Origin of the sequence: Arenibacter certesii DSM 19833 (genome assembly GCF_000429545.1) — a bacterium.
Lineage (GTDB): Bacteria > Bacteroidota > Bacteroidia > Flavobacteriales > Flavobacteriaceae > Arenibacter > Arenibacter certesii.
The window spans coordinates 1-23,582 of the sequence record NZ_AUCB01000026.1 but is presented as its reverse complement, the minus strand read 5'-3'; the positions used below and the strand labels follow the sequence as shown (position 1 = coordinate 23,582).

The 23,582-nt window shown below is 36.4% G+C and carries 13 protein-coding genes and 1 pseudogene; 5 read left to right on the top strand and 9 right to left on the bottom strand.

What is annotated here, in order from left to right:
- Positions 1–41: 41 nt before the first annotated feature.
- From G466_RS0113065 to G466_RS0113045, 5 genes are all read right to left on the bottom strand, one after another.
- A complete protein-coding gene (locus G466_RS0113065; protein ID WP_373296623.1) occupies positions 42–668 on the bottom strand; it encodes an OmpH family outer membrane protein in 627 nt (208 codons plus the stop codon).
- Between the two features lie 149 nt (positions 669–817).
- A complete protein-coding gene (locus G466_RS0113060; protein ID WP_026814076.1) occupies positions 818–1,666 on the bottom strand; it encodes a class I SAM-dependent methyltransferase in 849 nt (282 codons plus the stop codon).
- 553 nt (positions 1,667–2,219) lie between these two features.
- Positions 2,220–4,088, bottom strand: coding sequence for a tRNA uridine-5-carboxymethylaminomethyl(34) synthesis enzyme MnmG (gene mnmG / locus G466_RS0113055; protein ID WP_026814075.1), 1,869 nt, complete (start codon positions 4,086–4,088; stop codon positions 2,220–2,222).
- 6 nt (positions 4,089–4,094) lie between these two features.
- Entirely contained in the window at positions 4,095–4,514 is a 420-nt protein-coding gene (ybeY, locus tag G466_RS0113050; RefSeq protein WP_026814074.1) for an rRNA maturation RNase YbeY, read from the bottom strand.
- On the bottom strand, positions 4,507–7,941 hold the full coding sequence (locus G466_RS0113045) for a hypothetical protein (RefSeq protein ID WP_026814073.1): 3,435 nt from the start codon (positions 7,939–7,941) through the stop codon (positions 4,507–4,509). Before G466_RS0113045 ends, ybeY begins: the two co-directional genes overlap by 8 nt.
- A 116-nt stretch (positions 7,942–8,057) precedes the next feature.
- Here G466_RS0113045 and gltX point away from each other — a divergent pair, with 116 nt between their 5' ends.
- Entirely contained in the window at positions 8,058–9,572 is a 1,515-nt protein-coding gene (gltX, locus tag G466_RS0113040; protein ID WP_026814072.1) for a glutamate--tRNA ligase, read from the top strand.
- Positions 9,573–9,692: 120 nt separating this feature from the next.
- A complete protein-coding gene (locus G466_RS0113035) occupies positions 9,693–10,637 on the top strand; it encodes an SPFH domain-containing protein (RefSeq protein WP_026814071.1) in 945 nt (314 codons plus the stop codon).
- 244 nt (positions 10,638–10,881) lie between these two features.
- Here the strand turns inward: G466_RS0113035 and G466_RS0113030 are convergent, their stop codons facing one another.
- The 4 genes from G466_RS0113030 to G466_RS0113010 all read right to left on the bottom strand — a co-directional run bounded on the left by G466_RS0113030 (position 10,882) and on the right by G466_RS0113010 (position 13,841).
- On the bottom strand, positions 10,882–11,100 hold the full coding sequence (locus tag G466_RS0113030) for a DUF6327 family protein (protein WP_026814070.1): 219 nt from the start codon (positions 11,098–11,100) through the stop codon (positions 10,882–10,884).
- A 2-nt stretch (positions 11,101–11,102) separates the two neighbouring features.
- The gene (locus G466_RS0113025) at positions 11,103–11,447 is read right to left on the bottom strand and encodes a phage holin family protein (protein WP_026814069.1); all 345 of its coding nucleotides are present in this window, start codon (positions 11,445–11,447) and stop codon (positions 11,103–11,105) included.
- Between the two features lie 11 nt (positions 11,448–11,458).
- On the bottom strand, positions 11,459–11,788 hold the full coding sequence (locus tag G466_RS0113020) for a YtxH domain-containing protein (RefSeq protein ID WP_026814068.1): 330 nt from the start codon (positions 11,786–11,788) through the stop codon (positions 11,459–11,461).
- 367 nt (positions 11,789–12,155) lie between these two features.
- The gene (locus tag G466_RS0113010) at positions 12,156–13,841 is read right to left on the bottom strand and encodes a glutamine--tRNA ligase/YqeY domain fusion protein (protein WP_026814067.1); all 1,686 of its coding nucleotides are present in this window, start codon (positions 13,839–13,841) and stop codon (positions 12,156–12,158) included.
- A gap of 288 nt (positions 13,842–14,129) precedes the next feature.
- Between G466_RS0113010 and G466_RS0113005 the strand changes: the two genes are divergently transcribed.
- From G466_RS0113005 to G466_RS0112995, 3 genes and pseudogenes are all read left to right on the top strand, one after another.
- On the top strand, positions 14,130–16,397 hold the full coding sequence (locus tag G466_RS0113005) for a T9SS type B sorting domain-containing protein (RefSeq protein ID WP_034235599.1): 2,268 nt from the start codon (positions 14,130–14,132) through the stop codon (positions 16,395–16,397).
- 6 nt (positions 16,398–16,403) lie between these two features.
- Positions 16,404–18,491: a PorP/SprF family type IX secretion system membrane protein gene (locus tag G466_RS0113000; RefSeq protein ID WP_026814065.1), complete on the top strand. Its 2,088-nt coding sequence runs from the start codon at positions 16,404–16,406 to the stop codon at positions 18,489–18,491.
- A 451-nt stretch (positions 18,492–18,942) separates the two neighbouring features.
- A pseudogene (locus tag G466_RS0112995) lies at positions 18,943–23,582 on the top strand (DUF11 domain-containing protein); the annotation flags it as partial.

The following is a 23,582-nucleotide window of genomic DNA, read 5'->3' as shown; positions in this document are numbered from 1 at the left end:
AACCCAAGGCTTCAGTACTACTTACGATAATAAGGTATTCTTTATTCTTCGTATTTATCATTCAATATTTTAACAATGGCGTCGGTTATGTCATGGGCTTCTGTTCCATAAAGAACACTACCCCCTTCTCCTCCACTAAGGATAAAAGAATATCCATTAGCTTTTCCATATTTTTTTATTTCCTTTTTTACTTTAGACACTAGACTATCCATTTCAGTTTGGCCTTTCATCTGAAGCTCTTGTTCTTCTTGTTGTAATTGTTGACCAATAAATTGACTTCGTTGCTGTAATGCTCCGTATTCTTCCTGAGCTTTGGCTTGAGATAATTTTTGTGCTTTTGCTTGAAAAGCTTGAGCTTCAATTTGGAATGCTTGGGAGATGCTATCTCTTTTTTTGGTAAATCTTTCTGAACGGGATTTGAATCTATTTTCAACATCCAACTTTTCTTTATAAGAATCCATTAACTTTACGTTATCAACAAATCCTATTTTTTCTTGTTGGCAAGAAAGCATTCCTAAAAACACCAAAGCCAAAACTAATTTTTTCATTTTCCCGTTTTTATATTTTGCGTAAAAATAGAAAAGCTTTTTTATTAATTGTAAAAAATTGTGCGGATTCCGATTTTCATGAATATTTTTTTTGTTAAGCTCACGAATTAATTTTTCCAATTATATTAATATAAGGATTATTGATAGATAAATCCACTGTTATAGATTATATTTATTAAAATATACCTTCATACATCCGTTTTAAGACAGTTTCTATATCTAGGCAATATGGTTGGATAGTATGCCTTATAAATCGGCATTAAACGCGATTAAATTACGTTTGAAGCATTTTTAAGGATATATATATGCGAGGAATACTCTTTGGTTCTCCAACCGTAGATATTTGATTTTAATCCGATATAAATCGCTTTTATAAAATTCTGTTTCTTTGATTTATATTTTTCAGATAATAGGGAAACGTAAAACGCATCAAAAAGCATCGGCTTAGTTTTAACAACTCTAAAATTATGTTTTTCAAACAGCGCCGAGATGCTATTTTTTGAAAAGTGCCATAAGTGTCTTGGGACATCAAATGCTGCCCAATTGCTTTTATAATATTTAGCATCGTATGATTTGTAATTTGGTACTGCAATTATAAGCGTTCCATTTTCTGCTAGAAGACCGGTTAAGGTTTTTATCTGTTCTTCCAAATTAGGGAGATGTTCTAGAACATGCCATAAGGTAATTGTATCAAATTTTGTGTTGGAAATCATTTCTACGTTAGATACTACCTCCACCCCTTTTTCTTTAGCTTTTGTTCTCGCTTTAGTATTGGGTTCCACTCCTATTGTTTTCCATCCTTTCTTTTTAGCGGCCATTAAAAAGTCTCCCGTCCCCGAACCTACATCTAAAAGATTTGTACCGTCGTTAGAATATCTCCTTATAAGATTGGTTTTAGATTTTAAATTAAAAATTTTTACCGTCTGATATACTTTATCGACGATGGTTTTATTGGAATCGGTATGGGAAATATAATCATCGCTCTGATAATATTGTTCTAAATTTTCTGGCTGTGGATTGGTAACTAACATATCCGTTTTAGCTTGGTATAGCAGTTGAAAATTTTCACCACTTACGGAATGGTCTTTACAATCTAAATATAAATCATTGGATTTCATTTTTCCAAATAGCGTTTAAATTGTGACGAAGATACTTTAATTGAGAGGGAAATAAAAAGGATTTAATGACCCATTATGTAAGACGGGTTTTAGTACTTATTGGTTACATGTTTCCCCTTTTTTAATGATATTAAGTTAATTTTACTATGATGGTACTTTTAAACGTTCAATTAATTTAAAGATGATTAGAAGGAAGTAGTCTTTCAATTTTCAACAACTAGGTATTGTTGCTTGATATGGTTCCTTTTTATTTTTTACTGTTTAGAATCTTAGCGGTGGTTAGTTTACCTCTGAAATTAACGCTCCCTTACTATTAAGTATTTAGGTAGTATTGGTCAAAAGAACTTCTAACGGATTATGTATTGCCTTTTAGATGTATTAGGAGGCCTTATTTCTATTGAATATGGCTATATTGGGCTTTTGTAAATATATTAAATTAGTGATTATCAATATATTGCGTATTAAAATAGCTAATGTTCCACGTGGAACATTAGCTATTTTTGTTTAAACTACTATTTATAGGGTTTATTTCGATAGCATATCCAAAATATAACTATCTACCCATATAAACTAGAAGGACACTTATGTCACTTGGAGATACTCCGCTAATTCTTGATGCTTGTGAAATGCTAATTGGCTTTATTGATTTTAGCTTTTCTCTTGCTTCAAAAGACAAAGATTTAATATTACTGTAATCGAAATCTGCTGGAATTTTTATGTTTTCTAAACGCTGAAGTTTATCGGCATTGTTTTTTTCTTTAGCGATATACCCAGAGTATTTAACTTGAATTTCCGTTTGCTCTAACACTTCCCTATCTAAACTGTTTTGGTTAATATAGGTAGATACTACATCTAATTCCTTCATGTGGTCCATAGTGACTTTAGGTCTAGAAAAGACCTTAAACATTTTATCTGGCTGTTTAACCAAGGAAGAATCTAGTCGTTCTAATATTGGGTTTACTTCTTCTGGTGAGAAGCTTGTTTCTTTAAAGAACTGTATAAAAGAATTGGATTGTTTTTCTTTTAACTCCATTCTCTCCATTCTTTCTTTTGTAGCTAAACCAATTTTAAAGCTCTTAGGAGTTAGTCTTAAATCTGCGTTATCTTGCCTTAACAGTGTTCTATATTCTGCTCTTGAAGTGAACATTCTATAGGGTTCTTCTGTGCCTTTAGTTATAAGGTCATCTATTAATACTCCAATGTAAGCTTCATCTCTCTGTAGAATAAATGGATCTTTCTCATTTAATTTAAGGTGAGCATTTATTCCAGCCATTAAACCTTGGGAGGCTGCTTCTTCATATCCGGTTGTTCCGTTGATCTGTCCTGCAAAATAAAGGTGGTCTATTAATTTAGTTTCTAAGGTATGTTTTAATTGGGTTGGAGGAAAATAATCATATTCAATTGCGTATCCTGGTCTAAAGAATTTTACTTTTTCAAATCCTTTTACGGAGCGCAATGCTTTAAATTGAACATCTTCTGGTAGTGATGTAGAGAATCCGTTTACATACACCTCTACGGTATTCCACCCTTCTGGTTCAACAAACAGTTGGTGACTGTCCTTGTCTGCAAAACGATTTATTTTATCTTCTATGGACGGACAGTATCTTGGACCTAAACTTTTGATTCTGCCATTAAACATAGGAGATCTATCAAAACCTTCTCTCAATAAATCGTGAACAAGCGCACTGGTATGAGACATATGACATTCTCTTTGTGTGGCAAGTGGTTTGGTGTCTAGGTAAGAAAAAGTTTCTGGATGTAGGTCACCTGGTTGGGGAATCATTACAGAATAATCTAACGATCTTCCGTCTACTCTCGGAGGAGTACCAGTTTTCATTCGGCCACTATCAAAACCTAATGCTACTAATTGTTCGGTAATTCCTGTGGAGGCCTTTTCCCCTGATCTACCACCACCCATTTGTTTATCTCCAATATGGATTAATCCGTTCAGAAAAGTTCCGTTGGTTAAAACAACGGATTTCGATTTTATTTCTAAACCCATACTGGTTCTTACACCAACAACTTTGTTTTCTTCTATTAATAAACCGGAAACCATTTCCTGATAGAAATCTACATTGGGTGTGTTTTCTAGAGCTATTCTCCATTCTTCAGCAAAACGCATTCTATCACACTGCGCCCTTGGACTCCACATTGCGGGACCTTTGCTTTTGTTAAGCATTTTAAATTGGATCGCGCTTTTATCTGTTATGATTCCGCTATATCCGCCTAAGGCATCAATTTCTCTAACAATCTGTCCTTTTGCAATTCCGCCCATAGCGGGATTACAAGACATTTGTCCTATATTTTGTAAGCTCATGGTAACTAATAAGGTTTTAGAACCTAAATTAGCTGCTGCAGCTGCAGCTTCCGCCCCTGCGTGTCCCCCTCCTACTACTATAACATCGTATACTTTGTCGAACATATTTCTCTAGTGTTCCACGTGGAACAATTTTAGTTTTTCGTTTTCCTTTTCTCTCATCAACTGGATTTCTTGGTCGTTTTTATCGCCAAAACCTAACATATGAAGAATGCCGTGAGACATAACTCGTCGCAATTCCGACTCAAATTCTACCTTGAATGTCTTTGCGTTTTCCCGAACACGCTCAACTGAAATGAAAATGTCTCCAGCTATATTTTGATCGTCCCCATATGGGAAGGTTATAATATCTGTAAATGTATCGTGCTGTAAATAATCCTGATTTATTTTAAGAAGATATTCATCGTCGCAGAAAATAAAATCTAGTTGACCTTGAGTAGCATTTTCTGAAATTATAATCCTATCTATCCAATCGCTGTACTCGGCTTCATTGTCTATCTGAAAATCCGTTAAATAGTGATAATCAATCATCGCTTTTAAAATATTCCTTTACCTTGTTCTTATAAGTTTGCCGCAAAGGTAAGGCTTGTCTATTTAAAATATCGACATCGATATTAGTTTTCTTGAAGACCTCAGGAGTACTTAATAACGGATTTTGAAATCTATCGTCTGCAGTGCGACTTTCCCTTTCTTCTTTTTCGCCCTGTTTCATTGTGGCATTCTCCAATTTCAGCAATTCATAATTGATATTGTTTATCTGACTTAAAGTCTCTTGGGTGATCCCATTTTCTAACAACTGGTTCTGAAATTCCTCCATTTGTTTCGCTAATTTCTCCCCTAATGTGCGCTCCTCATTATTGAGCAGGGAGTTTAATTGATTTTCTAACTGTTCGCGTAATCTTTGCTGTTCCTTGTAGAGGTCATAAATCTCTTGTAATTCTGCTTCACTTGGATTATTGTCATTCTTGCTGTTTTCTCCATTTTTGCCATTTGGGCTATTACCTTCTCCTTCTGAAGTACCTTGCCCTTGTACTTTAGGCTGACCTTTTTTACCTTCTTTGGAATTACCATCTTCTCCAGGAGAGTTTTCTCCTTTTTGGCCATTTTCACCTTTTTCGCCGTCCTTCTTTGATTGCTTTCCTAATCCCTCCATTTTCTCCTGCAGCTCTTGCTGACCTAGGATTAAATCTGGTAATTGAAATTCAGGTCCGCCACCTCCACCCCCTGAACCAGATTGCATTTGCTGTTGCATATTTTCTAAAATGGATGCTAGAAGATCAGCTAATTCATTGGTTGCCGTTAAAACATATTTTTGATCGGAGGATGCTTTGTGAAATTGACTTTCCGCTAAACTTTCTAAGGTGTTGTCTAGATTATAATATACTTCCGTAATCTGCTTGTTTACTAATTCGGAAATTTCTATTTGCCTTAAGGAAAGCGCAAATAAACTATCATCTACATGATTGAATAATTCTCTTAGTTCTTGTTGTCTTTTTAAAGTGCCGCTAAAAAGATTTGAGGTGATATCCACTTCCGCTAAATTGTGGTGTAGTTCCTCTTGCTGAAATGAAAAATGCAAGAGGTTATCTAATATTTGGCGTAATACCTGAGAATCTTCCATAACATCCGATGCTCCAGAACTCCCAGCCGATAGTTGTAATTGCTCTCCCATTTCTTTCATTTTTTGGGCAGCAGATTTTTGCTGGGATTTTGCTTTATTTGTATTGCTGATTTCCCTATTATTTTCAGCTTCTTTTTTACTTTGGTCCTTCCCGAGTTCTTCTAAAGCATTTTTTTGGTCCGTTTTAATCGACTCTTCTTTGGTTTTGTCAATTTCCAAAGTCATTGGCTTTTTTAAACTTTCATTGTCTCTTTGTACTTCTTCTAATTGCTCGGAGATTTCCTCAAATTTTTTATTTAGGTTTTCCTGTTCATTAATTAGATTTTTATTTTCTAAGTTTTCTTCCGCCAAGGATTTTTGCGCCTTACTCAATTCTTTTAGTTTTTCTCCCAATTGATTTACCTTCTCTTCTACATAATACCTTTTGGTCAATTCTAACAATTGTTCTAAGTTACGCTGACTGTTTTTTTGGTTTTTTCCCATTTCTTCTAACCGTTTGGTTAGTTCCTCTTTATTTATTTTATCGGAGAGTTTCTTTAACTCTTCTAAGAGTTTTTCGTTCTTTCTGGCTTCAATTTCTTGGCGTTCTAATCGTTCTCGAAGTAATTTATTCTTCTTATCTTCCTTATTGGTTCGTTGTAAGTTTTCTTTTAGTTCATTTCTAAAACGGTTCATTAGTTGCTCCTGTTGCTCTTGCTTTTTAAGAAAATCATGAATTTTATTTTTATCATTAAAACTTAAGCGCTCTTTTTCTTTTTGTTCCCTCTTTAATTGCTCCAAGGAGGTTTGTTGTTGCTTAAATTTTTCTATACTTCTATCCATATTGGAAAGAATATCCTTTTTAGCCTTTATATCCCGATCTAAAAGCTCATTATCCTTTAAGATTTGAGTCGTGAAAACCTGACTCTTAGTTGATTTAGAGCCGTTTACGCCGTCATTGTCTAGGGCTTCAAAATAAAAGCTATACTCCTTTCCCTGTTCTAGAGCTAAACCGGAAGGAAAAGTGTAATAAAATGAATCATAATTTTGTTCGGGTTTGGAGATTCCTAAGACCTTAGCCAACGCTTTATCATCCGAGGGATAATATACCAATCGGATGTTGCTTAACTCATAGTCATCTGTTGCTTCTCCCCTGTAGTAGGAAATATTGGGATTTATGGAATCTAAAATCTGTTGTACGCGTATGGTAGGAAATGCATCTTTGATAACTGTTAGGGAATAACCAAGTTTTTCATAATCTTTTACAGCTAAATTGGACGCTGATATGGTATAGTTTAAATCATTATATACTTTTTGGTGAAAATGGAATAGATTATCTTTTCTAATAAAATTATATAATGTGTCCTCTGTGGTGAAGTTTACATTTGTGGTGTGTAATGAGTTTATCTTCCACTCCATTCTGGTTCCTTCAGGAATAGTGCCATTACCAGTACCCTTTATTATCTCACGAGACTTTTTGGTATGGGAAGGAAAAATCATCTGCATTTCAAAATCCTCCATAGTTGGCGTGTTTAGTACATTTAGCCTATACCTTCTGGATTTAACTCCATTAGCGGAAAAAGAGAATGTGGTGGATTTTATTGGAGGAGAAAAAACGTATTGGTATAACCCGTTCTGCTCCTGTAATATAAATTCTTTTCCTTCCATGAGCATTGTTATACCTTCTGGTTTAATTTTTCCTTCTGTAGTGATTTGGATGATAAAAGGCTCGTTATCCAACACATTTAAATCTGAAGTAAGGAGATGAAAGGAAAATGGCGTAGGGGGGTCGTAGGCCATATCATAATTCACGACTCGTTTGTAGGAGCCTAAAAAAGATGCTACATCTCCAAAGATCCATATCATTATGAAGAGAAATATTGGGATTATTAAGTATTTAGAATACTTAATGCTTTCATTTAAGTTTATGGCCTTAACAAATGGAATAACAGTTAGGTTATCTGATCTTTGGTCTATACTTGCCAATAATAGTTCGGACTTATTTCTATTTTCAGCTAGATCTATTAAGTTGTATAATTTATCATCAATTTCCTTAAAATGTTTGCCGATTAATAGCGATGCTTGTTTATAAGTTAGTCCGTTTTTTAATCGGAAAAGATATATGAGAGGAATTATAATGAACCGAACCAGTAGGAATAGTTCTGAACAGATAAACAATACTAGTAATAGTAGCCTTCCTATAGAATTTAACCAGAAAAAATATTCTATACCCAATATTAAAAGGAAGAAAAATAGGCCTAACGCTAAAAATAACAATACTCCTTTAAGTAACCTTTTAGTGTAGTATTTTGTGGTAAAGGCATTAAGCTTATTCAGTATTTGCTGGTAATTGTCCAATGTGCGAAATTTTTATTACCAAGATACAAAAAAAATGCCCCTAGATCCTCTAAGAGAAGCTTAAACAGAGGGATGGAATAACCACAATTTGTATCTTTGCAATTAAACTTTATAAGATGACAAAGAGAGTACGTGTTCGTTTTGCGCCTAGTCCCACTGGCCCCCTACATATTGGTGGTGTACGTACCGCCCTATTTAATTATCTATTTGCTAAAAAGCATAATGGGGATTTTATATTGAGAATAGAAGATACAGATCAAAAACGCTATGTTGAGGGTGCCGAAGAATATATTATAGATGCATTAAATTGGTGTAATATACCTTATGATGAAGGTCCTGGTAAAGAGGGTGACCATGGTCCATATAGACAGAGTGAACGAAAAGAACTGTATAGAAAATATGCGGATATTCTTCTTGAAAAGGGGGCCGCTTATTATGCATTTGATACTAGTGAAGAATTAGATGCGCATAGAATGGATCACGAAGAAAAAGGAAAAACCTTTATTTATAATCACCATAACCGATTAAAATTGACCAATTCGCTTGTTTTAGGTGAAGAGGAAACTAAAAAACGTATTGCAGCTGGGGAGGAATATGTTATTCGCTTTAAATCCCCCACCGATACTAAAATTATATTATCAGATTTAGTACGTGGAAAAATGGAGATTGATTCTAACGTATTGGACGATAAGGTGTTGTTTAAAAGTGATGGTATGCCTACTTACCATTTGGCCAACATCGTAGATGATCATTTAATGGATATTTCCCATGTTATCCGTGGGGAAGAATGGTTGCCTTCTATGGCGCTACACCAGTTGTTATATGAAGCTTTTGAATGGGAAGTTCCTCAATTTGCGCATTTACCATTGATAATGAAACCGGTAGGAAAAGGAAAACTGAGTAAGCGAGATGGAGATAAATTGGGCTTTCCTGTTTTCCCGTTAACGTGGAAGGAGTCTATTGGTTATAGAGAATCTGGTTATTTTCCGGAAACAGTTGTAAATTTCTTAGCTCTTTTAGGTTGGAATCCCGGTACCGAACAGGAGATATTTTCTTTAGAAGAATTGGTCAATTCCTTTGATTTAGATAGGGTTAACCGATCTGGAGCGCGTTTTGACCCTGATAAAACCAAGTGGTATAATCATCAGTATATGCAACAGCAGTCCAATAAGGAATTGGCTGTGGCATACACTACCCTTTTAGAGAACAAAGATGTCTTTATTTCTGAGGAAAGAATAGCACTCCCCTACGTGGAAGAAGTCGTAGCACTAATAAAGGAGCGTGCTACTTTTATCCACGATTTCTGGGAATTAACAAGTTTTTTCTTTGTTGCTCCCGATAACTATAATGAAAAAGCGGTTAAGAAACAATGGAAAGAAGAGACGGCCAATATTATGGGGCAATTGGTAAGCATTTTAGAAAATATATCGGACTTCACCGCCCAAAATGTGGAATCTAAAGTGAAAGATTGGATTGGAGACCAGGGTTTGGCCTTCGGAAAAGTGATGCCCCCGTTGAGACTGATTACGGTTGGTGATATGAAAGGGCCAGATATGTTTCATATTTTATCTTTAATTGGTAAAGAAGATAGCATTCGTAGAATTAATAAGGCTATAGTAGAATTGAAATAATAGGATCCATCTCGTTATGGATATATTGGGGATACGGTAAGTGAATTAATTTAATAGATTATAAAAAACTAACCGTATCTTCCGAATATATCTTATTTTCAATAACTAAAATTAAATATTATGGGTTCATTTTTATTAATTCCGATTGTATTAATCGGGTTTATAGTTCTTTTTTCATCCTTTTTTACGGTAAAACAGCAAACCGCAGCTATTATAGAGCGTTTTGGTAAATTCCATAGTATAAGGACCTCTGGTTTACATATTAAAATTCCTTTAGTAGATAAAATAGTAGCAAGGGTTGGACTTAAAATTCAGCAATTGGATGTTATAGTAGAGACCAAGACATTAGATGATGTTTTTGTAAAACTAAAAGTATCCGTTCAGTATGTGGTAATTAGAGAAAAGGTGTATGAAGCATTTTACCAACTTGAATATCCACATGACCAAATTACTTCCTATGTATTTGACGTGGTTCGAGCCGAAGTGCCAAAAATGAAATTAGATGATGTCTTTGTTAAGAAAGATGATATCGCAATAGCCGTAAAGACCGAATTGCAGGATGCGATGTTGGATTATGGATATGATATAATTAAAACGCTTGTTACGGATATTGATCCGGATGGCCAGGTTAAAGAGGCTATGAACAGAATTAATGCCTCGGAAAGGGAAAAAATTGCTGCTCAGTTTGAAGGTGATGCAGCTCGTATCCTTATTGTAGAAAAAGCGAAAGCAGAAGCTGAAAGCAAACGTTTACAAGGTCAGGGTATCGCGGATCAACGTAGAGAAATTGCACGCGGATTGGAAGAATCCGTAGAAGTATTGAATAAGGTGGGGATTAATTCACAGGAAGCCTCTGCACTTATTGTTGTAACCCAGCATTATGATACCTTACAATCTATTGGTGAAGCAACAAATACCAATCTTATTTTATTGCCTAATTCGCCACAGGCTGGAAGTGATATGTTGAATAATATGGTGGCTTCCTTTACCGCGAGTAATATGATTGGGGAGACTATGAAGAAACAGGCCGAGGAGAAGGATAAGAAGCAAGAAGGTAGAAAGTAAGTGATCGTACTTATCATACGATACACTCCTGCGAATGGGATGACACGCCTATGGAGATCTTCTTCTGCCCTGTATTAAGCCAAAACTCTTTAAAGGACCTATTGGTATATAAGTGCTGAAACGGACCATTAGACATCGTGTAAACCCTTAATTGACATAAATTTATATTCGTTTAATTAAAGCAAAGTAAAAACCCTTTTATCTCTTAATTTTCACAAGAATAAAAGGGTTTTATTTGTTTTACCTAAGTTAATTTTCTCAGAATCTTTCTTGAAATAAATGAAATTAAGAGTCTTTTAGACCATTTTCCCACTCCGCCCATCAATGCCGTAGGAACAATATTATTTTTTGCTCCTTTAACCTGTAACTTCATCTGCTCCAGCTCTATTTGGCGCTGTAGCTTTAGAATTCGTAATCTGTGATCTATTTCCTCAAAGGAGGTAAATACGGGTTTTGTGTTCATATTTAATCAAAATAATAATCTGAGAATTTCTTTAATAAGGGTTTGTCCAATTTACTTCTAAACAGATAACAACCTATTCCAAAAAGGATATAAATCCCCCCTACTATTAAAAAACCTAGGAAAATGTTGTTCAACCATTGTCCAATACCATAGGCAAGGGCAAAGGACAACATAAACAATGCTAACAAAGCGATACTTCCCATTAATAGGAGTTTCACCAGCGAACTTATGCCACGCATCGCTAATTTAAACCCTCTGAGCTTATAATACTCTTCGGTGTTTTCTAAATAGGCACGTACATTTCTGTCAACTTCCGATAAGTTATCCTTTAATTCCTCCAAAGCCATTTAGTATATTTTTATTTTTGGAGTTGTGTGTTCTTGCTTTTTAAGTCGGACAACTTTTTTTCCAAAGCCGTTATAATGTCATCAGCCTTATAGCTCATAGTGGATATAGTATCTTCCAACTTTTGCTCAAAATCCACTTTTTTGGCCTCCGCAGTTTTGGTGAGCTCCTCTTTGGCATGTAATACACGCGTAGTGATATCGTCGCTGGTTTGCTGTGCTTTTTCCTTAATTTTCTTTCTAGTCTTAGTTCCTTTATCTGGAGCATATAGAATTCCTACCGCTGCACCAATAGCTGCACCAGTAAGCAAAGCCAATAAAGTATTTCCACTTTCGTTTGTCATAATAGTCAATATTTAAAATGTTAGTAATTTTAATTATAATGTAGGAATAAAACGTACAATTTCCAAATAGATAAATGGTTACTTTCTTATATCCTAGCCATTTTATTTAGGCCCATGCATCGATTGTATAAAATTAACGAAAAAGCAGATACTGTATGCGTGCAATCGCATAAACTTTTGACGTAAACCGAGGTGATGACGACCATGACATTAAAATTCGCGATTTGAGCCGTTCTAACGTTATAAAATGCATGCACTGGATGGAAATCCTGCCGCAAACAAAAAACCACAGCATATAAGCGCTGTGGTGTTTATTTTTAATAGAAAATACCTGTTGTTATTATTTTTCTAATAAGGGATTCTGATTTTACTTTTTATCCTGAAGTTTGGCCCATGTATCACGTAAACCAACCGTTCTATTAAAAATTAATTTATCCACTGAGCTGTCCTTGTCTACATTAAAATATCCCATGCGCTGAAATTGGAATTTCTCCCCTACTTTAGCATCGGCCAAACTTGGTTCTAAATACGCGGTAATTACATTAAGGGAATCTGGATTTATAAAATCCATAAAATCTTTTTCTTTATGAGAATCTGGAGTTTCGTCCGTGAATAGTCGATCGTACAATCTAACCTCTGCTTCCACGGCATGTTTAACGGAAACCCAGTGAAGAGTTCCTTTCACTTTCCTTAAACTTTCTTCCGTACCACTACCGCTCTTACTCTTAGGATCATAAGTACATTGTACCTCAATTATATTCCCATCGGAATCTTTAGTACAGGATTCTGCTTTAATGATATACCCATTTTTTAAGCGTACTTCCCCGCCCAATTTAAGTCTGAAGAACTTTCTATTGGCTTCTTCCTTAAAATCTTCCTGTTCTATATAAAGTTCTTTAGAGAATGGAACTTTTCTAAATCCAGCTCCTTCATCTTCTGGATTATTTTCAGCTTCCAACCATTCTTCCTCCCCTTCGGGGTAATTGGTAATAACCACTTTTAAAGGGTTTAAAACAGCCATAACTCTAGGGGCAATTTTATTTAAATGTTCCCTAACATGGAATTCTAACAATGAAACGTCTACCACATTATCCCTTTTTGCAATTCCAATGGTGTTAGCAAAGGCTTTTATGGATTCTGGAGTGTAACCTCTTCTTCTTAGCCCGGAAATAGTAGGCATTCGCGGGTCATTCCATCCTGTTACAATACCTTTTTCGACTAATTGTAATAATTTACGTTTGCTCACAACGGTGTGACTAAAATTTCGCCTAGCAAATTCTCGTTGCTTGGGACGAACCCTTCCGTCTTCCACTACTTGATCTAAAAACCAATCATACAATTCTCTGTGCATGGCAAACTCCATGGTACAAAAAGAATGTGAAACTTGTTCAATATAATCACTCTCCCCATGTGTCCAGTCGTACATAGGATAAATACACCAATCGGTATTTGTTCTATGGTGCGCTCTATGTAGAATACGGTACATCAGAGGGTCACGCATCAACATATTGGAGGATGCCATGTCTATTTTTGCTCTAAGTACATGTTCACCTTCTTTAAATTCACCATTTTTCATGCCTTCAAAAAGAAGTAGGTTCTCTTCTACGGACCGATTCCTATGTGGACTTTCCTTTCCCGGTTCTGTGGGAGTTCCTTTTTGAATAGCAATGTCCTCTGAAGATTGACTATCGACATAGGCCTTTCCTTTCTTTATTAAAATTATGGCCCAATCATATAACTGTTGGAAATAATCTGAAGCATAACATTCGGTATCCCATTCAAACCCCAACCATTCTACGTCCCTCTTTATGGCGTCTACATATTCTTGCTCCTCCTTTGCGGGATTGGTATCATCGAATCTTAAGTTAACTGGGGCTTGATATTTAATGCCCAAGCCGAAGTTTAGACAAATAGAACTTGCATGCCCTATATGTAGATATCCATTTGGCTCTGGTGGAAACCTAAACCTAAGCTTGTTATTTGGGAAGCCTTTGGTTAAATCTTCCTCTATAATGTGCTCAATAAAATTTAACGAACGGGATGTTTCACTCATAGTCTAAATTTTGAGGTGCAAAGGTAACGAAATTGCGCTTAAAACTAACCTATAAAAAGCACCTACCATACAAGAAAGTGTGTTTCACAACGCTTTTATAGAACCTCACAACTTTAAATTCTAAAAATTTCAACAAAACGTCATATTTGATATCCCCTTTCTTTGAAAATGAGGCAATTAAGTCCTGGCTTGGGGAAGTTACCCATTAGTTATCAACAATATAGCTTTCTAATTAGGACCTAAAAGGCAAAAAAATAGCTGTTGGTAGTAGTCTAAACTACAAAAAATATGAAACCGAACTTCTTAATTAAATTAGTGTTCTCTATTCTTAGCTTTGTTGCTCTGGGAATGACCACTATTGGTGCACAGACTTTAAACAAACCTACTCCTGCCGATAATCCTAATTTACCGGGGAATTCGGTTTGGACAGCAGCATGTGGTTCGGCTAGTTTTAATGAGTATTATGTAAATTTTACCTGGTTGCCCACAGTTGCGGCGGATAATGAATTTATCTTAGAACTTTCCGATGCGAACGGCTTGTTTACTAACGCCACAGAACTTTCACGTGTTTCGGATAAAAATACAAGTTTCGATTTCGATTTCAAGTTTGCGCTTCCGAGTAATACTAGGGGAGATGCCTATCGTTTTAGAGTTAGAAGCACTAAACCCGCAAAGACTAGTCCACAATCAGAGTCCTTCGAAATGTATTATATTGATTTTAATACTACCCTTAAAATTAGGGAAATGGGCGATACTGCTCCTACTCCCGCTATGAAAGTGGAACTGTGTGATGGTGGGTCCACTACCTTGGAGGTTTACAATGTTCCCAATGCCGAAACCTATCGGTATAATTGGTATAGGAATACCTCCCCTTATACCAGCTCTGGATACGGTTCTTCTATTGAAGTAACCGAAGCAGGATATTATGTAGTGGAGCTAGATTATGGTAATACCTGTTCGGGATCTTCCAATACCCAATCTTTATCAATAGAAGTCCAAGTGGGATCTAGTGTTGGCCTCAATATAAATCCCCCTATAAAAGCAGCGTTGTGTACTGGCGAGACAGTAGCGCCATTGGAAGCCAACATGAACTATCCCGATCTGTACTATACGTGGTACAAAAATGGAAATGTAATTCAACCAAGTTCACAGGGCGCCTATACTTTTTCCATTGATACCAATGACGTATCATTCCCTGGAGATTATTCAGTAAAGGTGCAAGGTAACGGCATATGTACTGAAACTTCCGATCCGGTTTCCATTACCCAAGATGGAATATTTACAGTGAGTAGGGATAATCCGGCTAATATGGTAATGCTTCCCGGGAATGCCATCACGTTAAATGCCTCATCAGATGCATCCCCAGTAACTTATCAATGGTACAAGGACAATGTAGCTTTAAGTGGAGAAACGGAAAGCTCCCTAGTTGCTAATTCGGTGGGTGTTTATTACGCAGAAGTTTCCTTAAGTGGAGGTAGCTGTGCAACATCAACCAAAGCAATAGAAACTACAACAGTGGTACATCCCAATACCTTTGAATTTAAAATAGACTATGCAACAGAATATATCAATTGTTTTAATACTAGTGTAGCCTTAGAAATAGCACGTATAGATGCGGTATTGTCCGATGGGTCTAAAATGGAGGTTACTTCAGATTTACAATCCTCATTTAATTATCAATGGATCAAAAATGGAATTAATGTGATCGGGGCCACTTCCAAAACCATAAGTTTAATCAATACAGGTGAAAATGGCAGTTATGCCTTAAACGCTACCTTAGGTAGTTTTAATTCTATTTCCAATGACCTTAGCTTACAGTTGCTGACCAATGAGAGTTTAACCATAACGAGTACCATTCCATTTATATGTAGTTCTGGAGATACTGCAATTATTAGTACAGAAACCAATTTAAGTGGGGAAACTTTCCAATGGTTTAAAGATGGGATAATTTTGCCAACTGCAACAGAGGAGTTAACGGTAACCGAAGCAGGAACCTATCAATTAACGATGGAAAAAAATGGTTGTGCTCTTATGTCTAACCAAGTGATTGTTGCACCTTTTGATGATTCTTTAGTTACAATCAACCCTGCAGCTAAGGAAATTGTATTCCCAGAAGGGAGCAGTAAGGAAATTTCTGCCAATGGAGCAAATAGCTACCAATGGTTTACTGAAAATAATGTATTGTTGGGAGACACCGCTACCATTACGTTAACTATGGAAGGAACCTATATGTTGATTGCATCAGTAAACGACTGCCAAGTAATGAAAACGTTTGTTGTTTCCTATCAAGATATTTTTGGAGTGCCCAATGTGGTCACTGCCAACGGTGATGGATACAATGACCAATGGGTGCTACCCAATACCTATACCAAGGATCCCGAGATAAATGTAATTATCTATAATCAAAAAGGGGAAGAGGTTCTTAACCAATTTCAGTACCAGAACAATTGGCCAGAGGCTAACATGAAGTTTCCTAAACAAAATATGGTATTCTATTATACCATAAAAAATGCAAAACAAACTTTAAAGAAAGGAACTATAACAGTAATACGTTAACGCACTATGTACAAGAAAAACTTTTTATATATCCTATTTTTCATATTGGCGTTTTCCTCTCTAAGCGCGCAAGATGATAGTCCGTTTATATCTTATGATGTTCCTTCGCAGAATCTTTTAAAGTTTAATAGGTTTCTAATTAACCCAACCTTCTCTACGGTAAGGGAAAATAAATCCTATATAAACCTATTACACAGAAACCAATCGGTATCATTTGATGATAATAACCAAGATTATTTTTTGAGTTACAGTGGAAGGGTAAGTGATCGTAATGGGGTAGGATTAAGTCTATACACCCAAAGAGAAGGCTTGATTACCAATTATGGGGTGATGGCAAATTATGCCTATGGGGTCAAACTAAGTGATAAAAGCAACTTTACTTTTGGGGCTAACTTAGCATATTACAATAGTGGTTTTGATAGGAATAGGGCGTCTGCCTTAGATCCCAATGATCCATCGTTGAATGGCTTGCAAGAGTCAAATCTATTATCTTTTCAACCTGGATTTAATATTTCTTTTGGTAAGTTCGATGTGGGTGTTTTCGCAGAAAATCTGTTCGACTATAATCTGAAAACAAGTAAATCTGTAAGTGAATTTCAAGACAAGACTTTTTCTAGTCATCTACAATATACCCACGAGTTTGAAAATGAAAAAGGAATTTTCGAGAATGGACGTTTAATGCCTTTGGCCCGAGTTAGGAAAGTGGGCGAGGAGGAAGTGGTACTTGGGGGAAGCTTAATAGTAGACCTACCAAAACTTGGATGGATACAGGCCGGCTATGATGATTTTTATGGTGCTTCAGCAGGAATTGGATTTAATTTAAACGAGCGACTTTCCTTAGGTTATACTATGGAAAAGGGTTTGTCTAACAATTTTGATAATTTTGGACTAACCCACGAAATCTCCTTTGCCTATTCTATAACTCCAACTCTTACGGAAGATAGGGTAATGCTACAAGAGGACTATGAGCAGCTGGTAGAAAAAGAAGTGGAAACGGAAGATAATCTTATAAAACAAAAGGACGAATTGGAAGAACTTAGAAAGTCCCTTGCAGAGAATAATGAGATTTTGGCAGAACTAATGTTCAGGCAAGACTCTTTGGAAGCCAATCGTCAGAGGGATTTGGAGCGTAGGTTTGATATGGTCATGAAAATGGTACGTAACGAGACCCAAGGAAAACGTCCCGATATTGAAGAAAAAGCTAAAAATATGTACCTGCCCAATAATGTACAGGGGGCTTTGGCGCTACAAGCTAATAATAAGAAAAATACGAATAAACCAATTGGGATAAAAGAAGCGTTGCAATCTAAGGATGCTAACGGGAAGGTTGCAAACAATAATCGTTTAAATAAAAATACTGAAAATAATGCTGTTGTAAAAGACCAGTTTACAGAGATGGCTAAGCGGCAGAATATTAAAAGTAAAAAGTTCACAAATTTAGAAGGTGTTGATAAGGGTTATTACGTGGTAGCAAATGTTTACAAAGGGGATCGTTATATGAATCAGTTTATAGATAAACTTGCTGATGAGGGCATTAAAGCAGACCATTTTAAGAATAATAGGAACGGATTAAAGTATGTGTATCTAGAAAGATATGACACTTGGCAAGAAGCCCTTGCAGCCCATAAGACTAAGTTTAACGGATCTTATCAGGAGGATTTGTGGATCATGAATGTAGATAACCAGAGTGATAACGATAAAGCTTATGTAAATAATGTAAACAAGCTTAAAGGAACATCTTCCCAATATGAAGTAGACAAACTACAAAAAAACGTTGTGGTCAAGGATAATGTTGGTGGTGAGGCTACAGCCACTAGTACTCCCAAGGAATATAAAAAGCGGGGAAGCAATGACTATTATATTATCGCTAATGTTTTCGCCAATGCCCACAATGCTAACAGCTTTGTGAAATTATTAAATGCGCAGGGATATAGTGCTGGCTATTTCATAAATCCTAAAAATAATTATCGGTATGTTTATCTAAAGAAATATGATTCATGGAATAATGCATTAGTATCATATTATTCTAAAATAAATAACTCCTATAATGATAAGATTTGGATTATGAAGGTGGCCCCTAACCAGATTACCTAAAGGGGATTAATGCAACTAACTACCAAGGTTTTTTATAAACCGATTGTTTTTTTGAGGTAGGCTAATTCCTTGTCTCTAGCTCCTGTCCGATATGGCCTGTATACCCTGTTTTCTATTAAGTAAAATCCGTAATCAGGGAGTATAATCGGGTAAAAGCACCTCTTTAAAGGAAGGTGTTATTCTCTCCATTTACATATTTTAACATCACTTTAATTCTAAGGCGGTATTGGAGATAAATCCATACCATGTGTTCTATGGGTTTCACAACAGAATTACCCGACTCTACAACAATAACTTTATCGCCTCCCTATTAAGATCAATATTTGTTTTGAATAAGAATGTAATGGGAATCGACTGTCGTACAATTTCCCAAACGAAAAACACTCGTATTTCCCAAACTAATAAACCAATCCAAGTGCAGTACCAATACTCAACCAAAATCGATTTTCAAATGAAGCCAATATCCTTCAAGTATCTGTTTTTAACTTGTTTTTTACTATTGGGTGCCTTTAGTGCGGTCTCTCAGGTGAAGAACGATTTTGAAGTTCGATATGCAGATGAACTACGTGGTGATATCACCTTTATCGCCAATAATATTGTCAATAGGCAAGGAAATGGATATTGGGAAAGACGTTGCGTTAAATGGAAAAAAGGGAAATGTGATAAATGGGAGAATGTTTGGGTTTCTTCACCTGTTTCCCCAAATGAACCCTATAATGATACTGGAAATTCATCGGAGTATAATGACAATCTAAATATGCAATATATAGATGTAGATGGGGATCCATCTACATTTAGTAGTAGTAGCGCCACCCTTACGGTACCAGATATAAGTTGCGCCAAGGTCCGTTATGCGGGACTCTATTGGTCGGCTGTATTTAAAGAAAATAATAGAAGTGGTTTTAATCAAATAAAATTTAAAACTCCAGGTGGTACGTATCAAGATTTAACAGCAGATGAAATATTATTTGATGGGCAAGGGGATTCCGATTTTGGGTCTTATAGCCCTTATGCCTGTTATAAGGATGTTACCTCTATTGTAAGTGGAATGGCCGACCCTAATGGGGAATATTTTGCAGCTAACATTAGGGCAAGTTCTGGAGATAATGTCTCTGGAGGTGTTTCTGGAGGTTGGAAAATGGTAGTGGTCTTTGAGAATCCAGGCCTACCTGGAAAATTCATCACCACCTTTGATGGGTATGCAGGTATAAAATCTGGAGAGACCATAGATATTCCCTTTAACGGATTTACTACGTTACCAGCTCCTTTTCCAGTTAATGCCCAACTAGGTGTAGCGGCACTTGAAGGCGATAATAGAATTGGGGGGGACGGACTTTCCATTAAAGCGAACAGTAGTGCTGTCTTTACGCCTTTAGGAAATACCGTAAATCCTACTAATAACTTTTTTAATAGTAATATTACCATATCAGATGCCATCGTTACCTCCAGGAATCCTAATTCTATAAATACGTTGGGTTGGGACGTAGATTTATTCAGAATCTCGAACGAATTTAATGGGGTTATCCCTAATAATGAAACAGGAGCCGTTCTAAAGGCTAGTTCTTCCCAAGATAAGTATGATATTTTCTTTACCTCTTTTGATGTAGAGATAATTGAACCTATTATCAATCTAAAAAAGACAGTAGAAGATATTGCGGGTAATGATATTACGGGTGCAGGGGTAAATTTAGGACAAACGTTAGATTATGTATTAGAATTCCAGAATGTTGGAAATGATGATGCAGAGAATTTTACCATAAAAGACATACTTCCAATAAATGTTACTTTAAATGAGACTAACCTTAGCTTACCAGCAGGGGTGACTTATACTTTTGATGCACCTACAAGGACTATAGTCTTTAACATTCCAAATGAATTAGGGGTTAAAGGACGTTCATCTAGCAGTATTCGTATGCGGGTAACTGTAGCAGAAAACTGCTTTGATTTTATAGATGCCTGTTCTAATATAATCCAAAACTTGGCCTATTCTACCTACCAAGGAAGACTTAATAGTAACGTTATTACCGATGATCCTTCTGCCCATGATTTTGATGGTTGTGGGTTTGCCTCTCCTGGTGCCACCAATTTTTTATTGGATAATTTAGACGATTGTAATTTTAAAAGGACGGTACAACTTTGTGGAGAACAGGTAATTCTGGATGCCGGTAACGGTTTTGACGATTATAAATGGTATAAGGATGAAAATGGAAATGGGGAGTTAGATGCGTCCGACACCTTAATAACAGATGGAGATCCTGATAATGACCCTAGCACTTTTATTGTACGTGATATAGGTACCTATATCGTAGATAAAATTGTGGCCGATCCCTGTAAAGGTTTTAAGGAAATATTGACCGTTGAACGTTTTGGGACTACCCAAACCAATCCTATTGTAGACTTCTTTAATAATAGTAATAATGATGCAGATCCTACAAATGATATTCAGGGGGAAATTGTCAGTTGTTCGGTAGATGGAAGTCCCTTGCCTAAAATATTCCTTTGTGGGGTAAATGACACACAATTAATTGAAGTTAACATAGCCGATGCCCAGAGTATGGTTTGGGAAAAATTGGTGGAAGGCAGTTGTACAGATTCAGGAGACGATTGTGGTAATAAAAATGCTACCTGTACCTGGAACCAAGTGTCAACTGGTGGAAATTTTATGGCAAACCAAGAGGGTAAATACCGACTTGTTGTTAATTATCAAGGAGGATGTTTTAGTCGTTTTTACTTCAATGTATTCCAAAATAACCTGGATATTCAATACACCTCAAATGATATTATCTGTACCACACCAGGGAATATTACAATTACCAATTTAGGTTTAGGATACGGATATCAATTATATGATATAGCTAATAACACCATTATAGTGCCTTACAGTGCTAATAATGGACCAAGTTTTGAAATCAATACAAATGGTGCTTATAGAATTGGAGTTAGTCAACTTGATACCAATACAGGGGAGCCAATTGATGGATCCTGTGAATTCACTACCCCCGAAATCGGAATTAGAGATCGAGATTTTCAACTTAATACCATAGCAACAGGAACGACATGTGGCACTCTTGGAAGTATAAACATTCAGGCATTGAATGTTGAAGGAAATTATGAATATGTAATTAGAATTGATGATGGTAGTAATGGTGGCAACGGAACTTTTTTGGACAATGAGACAGCCCAACCGAATAATAATTTCACTTTTTCTAATTTAAATGCAGGAAATTACATTGTTAGTGTTCGTACCGATGATGGCTGTTATAAAGAAGAAAAAGTTATTGTACTTAATGAAGCAGATTTAACTTTAACTGCACGGGTATCTCAACATATTACTTGTAGAGAGGGAAATATTCAAATGGACTCTAATGGTGGTAGGACACCTCATTCATATGCAATTTGGTCCTATGTTGATGATAACGGAAACTCTATTATCTCCTATCCAAATGTAACCTCAATACCTCCAAGTAAATTTCAAACCAGCGTAATATTTGATGTCCTTGATCCAGGTGATTATACCTTTTTGGTGGTAGATAGGAACAATTGTTACGTATTTTCCAATACTGTTAACATTGATTTGGTTCCTGCGGTGGAATACACTACCTCGGTTATAGACGAGAGTTGTTTTGGTGCCGAAGATGGATCAATTACCTTTAACATGGGCACAACGGGTGGCTATAAGGTTGACTATTCCCTTGCTTATCCTGATGGCAGTATATTTAATAACTCCTCAGGTACTTTTACAAATTTACCACAGGGTGATTATACGGTAACCCTTACTCAAACGAAAGGCAATGACAGTTGCGAATTTATAGAAACTATTACTATTGGAGGACCAATAGACGCTGTTTCTGGTGACGCTGTTTTAGTGCAGGATTATACCTGTCTACAGGACGGGATTATTGAAGCACAGAATGTTACTGGTGGTACTGCGCCCTACTCCTATAGTATAGATGGTGTAAATTTTGTCTCTGGTCCAGGAGCAGAAACTTTCTCTAATCTAACTAGCGGTAGTTATAGTATTAGTATTAGGGATGCAACACTTTGTACTTTTGTTACGAATACTATAGTATTGTCCGCGTTAGATGAACCTACCGATTTAACTTTTTCGTCTACAGCACCCAATTGTCCTACCCAAACATCCAATGTAACAGTAACCGCTGTAAATGGGTCTGATCCATTAAACATAGAGATCATTGCTCCAGTTACTATTGCTGCAACTACTACTACTGGTAAAATGGCCACTTTTAACAACTTGGCCCCAGATACCTATACCTTCAGGGTGACAGATAGTAAAGGATGTTCTTATGATGAAACTTATACTATAACTCCAATAGACCCCATTCTGGTTTCGGGTAGCTTAGTCAGCAACATAACTTGTTTAGGAAATGCCGACGGTGCAGTCGACTTTTTTGTAAGTGATTTTAGTACTACTTATAGTTACTCTATTAACGGGGCTACAGCAGTTAGTGCTCAGTCTTCAAATACAATTAACTTAACTGGTCTTGTTGCCGGTGATTATACTATTACAGTTACCGACGATACTACCAATTGTAGTGATACGGCTACGGTTACTATTAGTGAGCCCGATACGGAGATGGACTTTACTTTTGCAGTGAGCCCATTGACCTGTTCAGCAGATGGATCTGTTACGATTACCGCTACCAATGGCTGGGGAGGATATGAATACCAACTTACCGACCCTAATTCCAATATTCTTGGTCCACAGGCCAGCAATGTGTTTTCTGGTCTTACCCAAACAGGTACCTATACTATTAGTGTAACCGATGCAGGTGGCTGTGTGCAGACCAAGACGTTTAACATTGTTACCTCTGCAATGCCTACGGCTACCTTGTCGGCTACAACAGACCTTTGTTATGTTCCGGGAACGGGGGTAAGCTTAACCGCTACGGCAGCTGGAGGAGTTGCCCCTTATACCTATAGCCTAAACGGTGCCCCAGCACAGAACGGCAATGTATTTAATAACCTTGCGCCCAACTCATATACTGTTGAGGTTTGGGATGCCTATGGCTGTAAAGTAACGACCAATACGGTAGTTATAGAGAATCAGTTGACCGTTTCCAACGTTTTAAC